Genomic DNA, 7,151 nt, shown 5'->3' with positions numbered 1-7,151 from the left:
GATCGTGGTGACCGGTGACGTGACCCAGGTGGACCTGCCCAGCGGCACCAAGTCGGGGCTGCGCGTGATCGAGGGCATCCTCGACGAGGTCGAGGACATCTCCTTCAACCGGCTCACCTCCAGCGACGTCGTCCGTCACCGCCTGGTCGGCAAGATCGTCCAGGCCTACGACGAGTTCGACGCCCGAGGTGGCCTGCAGGCCGCTCCCCGCGGCGATCGGCAGTGAGCGAGATGAGCATCGAGGTGCTCAACGAGTCCGGTCACGAGATCGACGTGACGGGTCTGGCCCGGCTCTCGCGCTTCGTGATGGACCAGATGCGCGTCCACCCCCTCGCCGAGCTCTGCATCAAGGCCGTCGACGAGGACACCATCGCCCAGCTCAACGAGCAGTGGATGGAGAAGGAGGGCCCCACCGACGTGCTCGCCTTCCCCATGGACGAGCTGCGGCCCGGGCTGGTCAACGAGGAGCCCGAGGAGGGGGTCCTGGGCGACCTCATGCTCTGTCCGGCGATCGCGGCGCGCCAAGGCGCCGAGGCCGGTCACGGCACCGTCGCCGAGATCGAGCTCCTCACGGTGCACGGCATCCTCCACCTCCTCGGCTACGACCACGCCGAGCCGGAGGAGCACGCGGAGATGTTCGGGCTCCAGGACCGGCTGCTCGCCTCCTGGCGCGACCCGGCCACGGCCCACCCGGCGGCCGAGCCGGTGCCCGAGCCATGAGCTCCGGCGATATCGGGCTGCTGGTCACAGCAGCCGCACTGGTCCTCCTCGCCGGCCTCTTCACGGCCGCCGACGCTGCCCTGGCGTCGTTCTCCAAGGCGCGCGCGCTCGAGCTCGTGGCCGAGGAGCGGGCCGGCGCCCAGCGACTCGTGGCGCTGCTCGAGGACGCCCCCCGCTACCTCAACACCGCCCTGCTGCTGCGGCTGCTCTGCGAGATCTCTGCGATCGTCCTGGTCACCCTCCAGATCGACGAGCTCGTCGACGGCTCCTGGATCCTCGCCGTGCTGGTGGCGATCGGGTCGATGCTGGTCGTGTCTTTCGTCGTCATCGGGGTCGCCCCACGCACCCTGGGTCGTCAGCACTCGGAGTCGGTCGCGCTGCTCTCGGCCGGCCCGTTGGCGCTCTTCACGACCGTCCTCGGCCCGCTGCCCCGGGTGCTGATCCTGGTCGGCAACGCGATCACCCCGGGCCGGGGCTTCCGCGAGGGACCGTTCTCCAGCGAGACCGAGCTGCGCGAGATGGTCGACATGGCCGAGGCCTCGGCGCTGATCGAGTCGGGTGAGCGCAAGATGATCCACTCGGTCTTCGAGCTCGGCGACACCTCGGTCCGTGAGGTGATGGTGCCGCGCAACGACGTGGTCTACATCGAGCACTTCAAGAACCTGCGCCAGACCATGTCGCTGTTCCTGCGCAGCGGCTACTCCCGGGTCCCGGTCATCGGCGAGAACCTCGACGACATCCGCGGCTTCGCCTACCTCAAGGACATCGTCCGACGCGACTTCGAGGCGCCGGACGTGGAGTTCACCGAGCGCATCGAGGAGGTCATGCGTCCCGTGCACTGGGTGCCCGAGTCGAAGCCGGTCGACGCGCTGCTGCGCGAGATGCAGGCACGGCGCCAGCACATCGCCGTCGTCGTCGACGAGTACGGCGGCACCGCCGGGCTGATCACGATCGAGGACCTGCTCGAGGAGATCGTCGGCGAGATCACCGACGAGTACGACGAGGACGAGATCGAGACCGAGACCGTCAGTGACGGCGTCGTCCGGGTCTCCTCGCGCTACCCGGTCGACGACCTCGACGAGCTCTTCGGCTTCGACGTGGAGGAGGAGGACGTCGACAGCGTCGGCGGCCTCATGGCCAAGCACCTCGGCCGGGTCCCGATCCCCGGGTCCGCCGTCGAGGCCCACGGTCTCCGCTTCCTGGCCGAGGACGCCTCGGGTCGTCGCAACAAGGTCGGCACCGTGCTGATCGCCAGGGTCGACCCCTCTGCCCAGGCACCTGCCGCTGTCGCTACTCCCGTCGCAGCTCCCGTCACTGCCCCTGCCACTGCTGCCGCCGAGATGGAGCCCGCCCATGAGTGACCTCAGCACCGAGGACTCCAAGCTGGTCACCCTCGCGCGCGCCACGCGTGCCCGCACCGGGGCCGCGGAGGGCGCTGCGATCCGTGACGCCGACGGTCGCACCTACGCCGCTGCGTCGGTGGCGCTGCCGTCGCTGTCGCTGTCGGCGCTGCACGTCTGCGTGGCCATGGCGGTCGCGTCCGGCTCTCGCGGGCTCGAGGCCGCGGTCGTCCTGGGCGAGGCCGACCAGGTCGCCGGTGTCGACCTCGCTGCCCTGCGGGACCTCGGGGGCGCAGGCGTCGTCGTCCACCGGGGCGATGCCCGCGGGATGATCGCGGCCACCACGACGACCTGACGTTCTCCGAGGCTCTGCAACACGGCGGCAGCCGAGGGGCGCTAGCGTGCAGCCATGAGCTCTGGGAGGGCCTGGGAACAGCACGAGCGCGCCGTGGCGCGCCTCGTGTCCTCTGCCGCCGCGATCCCGCGGGGGGAGCCGGTCCGGCTCGCCAAGCAGACCTCCAACCTCTTCCGGCCCCGCCAGGCGGTGAGCACGCCCGGTCTCGACGTCTCGGGCCTGACCGGGGTGATCGAGGTCGACGCCGCGTCGTTGACGGCCGAGGTGCAGGGCATGTGCACCTACGAGCACCTCGTCGACGCGACGCTCCCGCACGGGCTGATCCCGCTGGTGGTGCCCCAGCTGCGCACGATCACGCTCGGAGGTGCGGTCACCGGCCTGGGCATCGAGTCCACCAGCTTCCGCAGCGGGCTCCCTCACGAGTCGGTGCTCGAGATGGACGTCCTCACCGGAGCCGGCGAGGTGGTCACGTGCACCCCGGGTGACGACCTGTTCGACACCTTCCCCAACTCCTACGGGTCCCTGGGCTATGCCACCCGGTTGCGGATCGCCCTCGAGCGAGTGCCCTCGTACGTCGCGCTGCGGCACGTGCGCTTCGACGACGCCACCCTGCTCGCCACGACGATCGCCGAGATCGTGGCCACGGGCGAATACGACGGCGAGCGGGTGGACGGGCTGGACGGGGTGGCCTTCTCGCCCGACGAGCACTACCTCACGCTGGCGCGCTGGAGCGATCGCCCCGACGCGGTGACGCCCAGCGACTACGCCGGGCAGCAGGTCTTCTTCCGCTCGCTGCAGGAGCGCGAGACCGACCTGCTGACCATCTACGACTACCTGTGGCGGTGGGACACCGACTGGTTCTGGTGCTCCGGCGCCTTCGGGGCGCTGCACCCGTTGGTCCGCCGGGTGTGGCCGCGGCACCTGCGCCGCTCCGACGTCTACCACCGGCTGCTCGGCCTCGACCGGCGCTTCTCCGTCGCCGACCGGCTGGACCGCCGGGCCGGGCGCCTGATGCGCGAGCGCGTCATCCAGGACGTCGAGGTGCCCGTCGACCGGTTGCCCGATTTCCTGGTGTGGTTCGACACCGAGATCGGCATGCGGCCGGTGTGGCTCTGCCCCCTCGTGTCGACCGGGACCCACGACGGGTCGCGGTGGCGCACCTATCCCCTCGAGCCGGGGGAGACCTACGTCAACGTCGGCTTCTGGGGCACCGTCCACGTCGGCGACCACGCCCCCGAGGGTCCGCTCAACCGGGCGATCGAGCAGAAGGTCCACGAGCTCGGGGGGCACAAGTCGCTCTACTCCGAGGCGTTCTACGACCAGGAGACCTTCGACGCGCTCTACGACGGCGCCAACCTCGCTGCCGTCAAGCACCGCTACGACCCCGACTCCCGGCTGACGACCCTCTACGACAAGGCAGTGAGGAAGAGATGACGACCATCAAGATCGGTGACGCGGTCGCGGACCTGCTGCGCGACGGGATGCCCGTGCGCTTCACGGCCTACGACGGCAGCGCGGCCGGCCCGGCCGACGCCTCGATCGGCCTCGAGCTGGTCAACCAGCGCGGCCTCGCCTACCTGCTCACCGCGCCCGGTGACCTCGGGATGGCGCGCGCCTACGTCTCCGGCGACCTCGTCGTCCACGGGGTCCACCCCGGTGACCCCTACGACGTGATGGTGCTGCTCAAGAACCGGCTGCGCTTCCGCAAGCCGTCGGCCACCGAGGCTCTCACGCTGCTGCGCGGGCTCGGGTTGTCGCACCTCAAGCCCCCGCCACCGCCGCCGCAGGAGCACCTGCCCCGTTGGCGTCGGGCGGTGGAGGGCCTGCGGCACTCGATGACCCGCGACGCTGAGGCGATCCACCGCCACTACGACGTGTCCAACGCGTTCTACCGCCACGTCCTGGGCCCCTCCATGGCCTACACCTGCGCCGTCTACCCCCACGCCGACGCGACGCTGGAGGAGGCACAGGCCGAGAAGTTCGACCTGGTCTGCCGCAAGCTCGACCTCAAGCCGGGACAGCGGTTGCTCGACGTCGGCTGCGGCTGGGGCGGCATGGTCCGCCACGCCGCTCGTGAGTACGGCGTGAAGGCGCTCGGCGTCACGCTCTCGCAGCAGCAGGCCGACTGGGGCAAGGAGGCCGTCGACCGCGACGGCCTCGGCGACCTGGTGGAGATCCGGCACAGTGACTACCGCGACGTCCTCGAGACCGGCTTCGACGCGATCAGCTCCATCGGGCTGACCGAGCACATCGGAGTGCGCCAGTACCCGTCGTACTTCGGGTTCCTGCGCGACCACCTCAAGCCCGAGGGCCGCCTGCTCAACCACTCGATCGCGCGCCACCACAACCACCGCGAGGAGATCGGGGCCTTCATCGACCGCTACGTCTTTCCCGACGGGGAGCTCACCGGCTCCGGGACGATCATCACGGAGGCGCAGGACGCCGGCCTGGAGGTCATGCACTCGGAGAACCTGCGCCAGCACTACGCCATGACGCTGCGCGACTGGGGACGCAACCTGGTGGACAACTGGGACGCCGCCGTCGACGAGGTCGGCATCGGCAACGCCCGTGTGTGGGGCCTCTACATGACCGGTTCGCGCCTCGCCTTCGAGTGGAACGAGATCCAGCTGCACCAGGTCCTCGCGGTCCGCACGTCCGACGACGGTGCCGACGGCTTCCCCCTCCGGCCCTCGTGGTGAGCGGGGAGCACTAGAGTCCTGGGGTGAGCACCAAGGCCAGGCAGTACGACGCGCAGGTGCTGAGCCGCGCCCGGGTCTCCGACCACCTGTCGCGCCTCGTGCTCGGTGGGCCGGGGCTGGCCGACTTCGCCTCGACCGGCATCGCCGACGAGTGGGTCGGGCTGGTCGTGCCCGGGCAGTTCCAGAGCCGCTACTACACGGTGCGCTCCTGGGCCGAAGGCGAGCTCGTGATCGACGTCGTCGTGCATGACGTGGGGCTCGTGACCGAGTGGGTGCAGGGCGACTGCGTCGGGCAGACCGTCACGCTCACCGAGCCCAAGGGCTCCTTCGCGATGCCCGCAGACGCAGCCTGGGTGATCCTCGTGGGCGACCTGACCGCCATGCCGGCGATGGCGCGCATCACCGCCTCGGTCTCGGTGCCGACCTACGTCTGGGCTGAGGTGCCCGACGACCTGTCGGACTACCTGCCCACCTACAGCTCCGTGCACTGGCTCGACGCCCCCCACGACGGCGAGAGCCGCCTGGCCTCGGTCGTCGAGTCGATCGACTGGCCCGAGGGCGACGGCTACTTCTGGATGGCGGGGGAGTCCGCGCAGATGCGGGCCGTCCGCAAGCACCTGATGCGGGAGCGTCGGCTGCCCAGCACGGCCTACGACGTCATGGGCTACTGGCGCGGCGTCACCGCCCGCCAACCGCGCGCGGTCGACCCCGGACCGATCTGGCGCGCGGGCAAGGCAGCAGGCAAGAGCGACGACGAGATCTGGGCCGACTACGACAAGGTGCGAGATGCCTGACCCCGAGCACGACCAGCCCGAGATCCCCCCGACGGCCGAGCACAAGAGCGGCTTCGTGTCGTTCGTCGGCCGCCCCAACGCCGGCAAGTCGACGCTCACCAACGCCCTCGTCGGCAGCAAGGTGGTGATCACCTCCTCCAAGCCGCAGACGACGCGCACCGTCGTACGCGGGATCGTGCACCGGCCCGACGCCCAGCTCATCCTGGTCGACACCCCGGGGCTGCACCGCCCGCGCACGCTGCTGGGCGAGCGCCTCAACGACCTGGTCAAGACCACGCTCGGCGAGGTCGACGTGGTCGCCGTGTGCCTGCCGGCCAACGAGAAGATCGGCCCCGGCGACCGTTTCATCATCGCCGAGATGGCCAAGGTCAAGCGCACCATCAAGGTCGCCATCGCGACCAAGACCGACCTCGCCACCGGCGAGCAGATCGGTGAGCACCTCCTCGACATCCAGAAGGCCGGCGCCGGCGCCGGCATCGAGTGGGCCGAGATCGTGCCCGTCTCCGCCAAGGCCGGTGACCAGGTCTCCCTGCTCGAGGACCTCCTCGTCGGCCTTCTGCCGGACGGCCCCCAGCTCTATCCCGACGGGGACCTCAGCGACGCGCCCGAGGAGGCGATCGTCGCCGAGCTGATCCGCGAGGCTGCCCTCGAGGGCGTCCGCGACGAGCTCCCGCACTCGATCGCGGTGGTCGTCGAGGAGCGGGGACTGCGTGAGGGCCGCGACGCCGACCGGCCGCTGCTCGACATCCACGCCAACCTCTACGTCGAGCGCGACTCCCAGAAGGGGATCATGATCGGCCACAAGGGCGCCCGCCTGCGCGACGTCGGCAAGGCCGCTCGCCTCCAGATCGAGGCTCTCCTCGGGACCCCGGTCTACCTCGACCTGCACATCAAGATCGCCAAGGACTGGCAGCGCGACCCTCGGCAGCTGCGCAAGCTCGGCTTCTGACGGCCGGGCGAGACCGGGCGCGCGGTGGTCCCGACCCCTGCGGTTTGGTCACCAACCGCAACGATCGGGCCGCTGGGCCTGCGGTTGGTGACCAATCCGCAACCCCCGGAGCCGAGGACCAGCCTCAGTCCGGCGCCCAGCAGCGACCGTAGGTCTGGCCGGCGGCCCACTGCTCCTTGCTCGGACCCTCGTAGCCCCACTGGAAGTTGAGCGCGTCGTCGGCGACCGAGCGGCCGGCGTCCTCGCAGGGCGTCTGGCCGGCGTCGCGAACGGCCTCGACGCCGGGGTAGCGCC

At 70.6% G+C, this 7,151-nt stretch carries 8 protein-coding genes; all 8 read left to right on the top strand.

Features of this window, described 5'->3' with window-relative positions:
* Positions 1-226, top strand: a 226-nt coding sequence (locus RMN98_RS14430; RefSeq protein ID WP_309649514.1) for a PhoH family protein, incomplete at its 5' end; no start/stop codon positions are given.
* Positions 227-231: 5 nt separating this feature from the next.
* Entirely contained in the window at positions 232-720 is a 489-nt protein-coding gene (gene ybeY, locus RMN98_RS14425) for an rRNA maturation RNase YbeY (RefSeq protein ID WP_309649515.1), read from the top strand.
* Complete coding sequence (locus RMN98_RS14420; RefSeq protein ID WP_309649513.1) at positions 717-2,081, top strand: hemolysin family protein; 1,365 nt, start codon at positions 717-719, stop codon at positions 2,079-2,081. Before ybeY ends, RMN98_RS14420 begins: the two co-directional genes overlap by 4 nt.
* Complete coding sequence (locus RMN98_RS14415; protein ID WP_309649512.1) at positions 2,074-2,415, top strand: cytidine deaminase; 342 nt, start codon at positions 2,074-2,076, stop codon at positions 2,413-2,415. Before RMN98_RS14420 ends, RMN98_RS14415 begins: the two co-directional genes overlap by 8 nt.
* A gap of 54 nt (positions 2,416-2,469) precedes the next feature.
* Positions 2,470-3,849: an FAD-binding oxidoreductase gene (locus RMN98_RS14410; RefSeq protein ID WP_309649511.1), complete on the top strand. Its 1,380-nt coding sequence runs from the start codon at positions 2,470-2,472 to the stop codon at positions 3,847-3,849.
* The gene (locus RMN98_RS14405; protein ID WP_309649510.1) at positions 3,846-5,114 is read left to right on the top strand and encodes a class I SAM-dependent methyltransferase; all 1,269 of its coding nucleotides are present in this window, start codon (positions 3,846-3,848) and stop codon (positions 5,112-5,114) included. The genes RMN98_RS14410 and RMN98_RS14405 overlap by 4 nt, the downstream gene beginning before the upstream one ends.
* A gap of 23 nt (positions 5,115-5,137) precedes the next feature.
* Entirely contained in the window at positions 5,138-5,908 is a 771-nt protein-coding gene (locus RMN98_RS14400) for a siderophore-interacting protein (RefSeq protein ID WP_309649509.1), read from the top strand.
* Entirely contained in the window at positions 5,901-6,857 is a 957-nt protein-coding gene (gene era, locus RMN98_RS14395; protein WP_309649508.1) for a GTPase Era, read from the top strand. The genes RMN98_RS14400 and era overlap by 8 nt, the downstream gene beginning before the upstream one ends.
* Positions 6,858-7,151 lie beyond the last annotated feature (294 nt).

Source organism: Nocardioides sp. (assembly GCF_031397825.1).
Lineage (GTDB): Bacteria > Actinomycetota > Actinomycetes > Propionibacteriales > Nocardioidaceae > Nocardioides.
The sequence above is the reverse complement of the archived record's forward strand: the minus strand, read 5'-3'. Positions and strand labels throughout refer to the sequence as shown.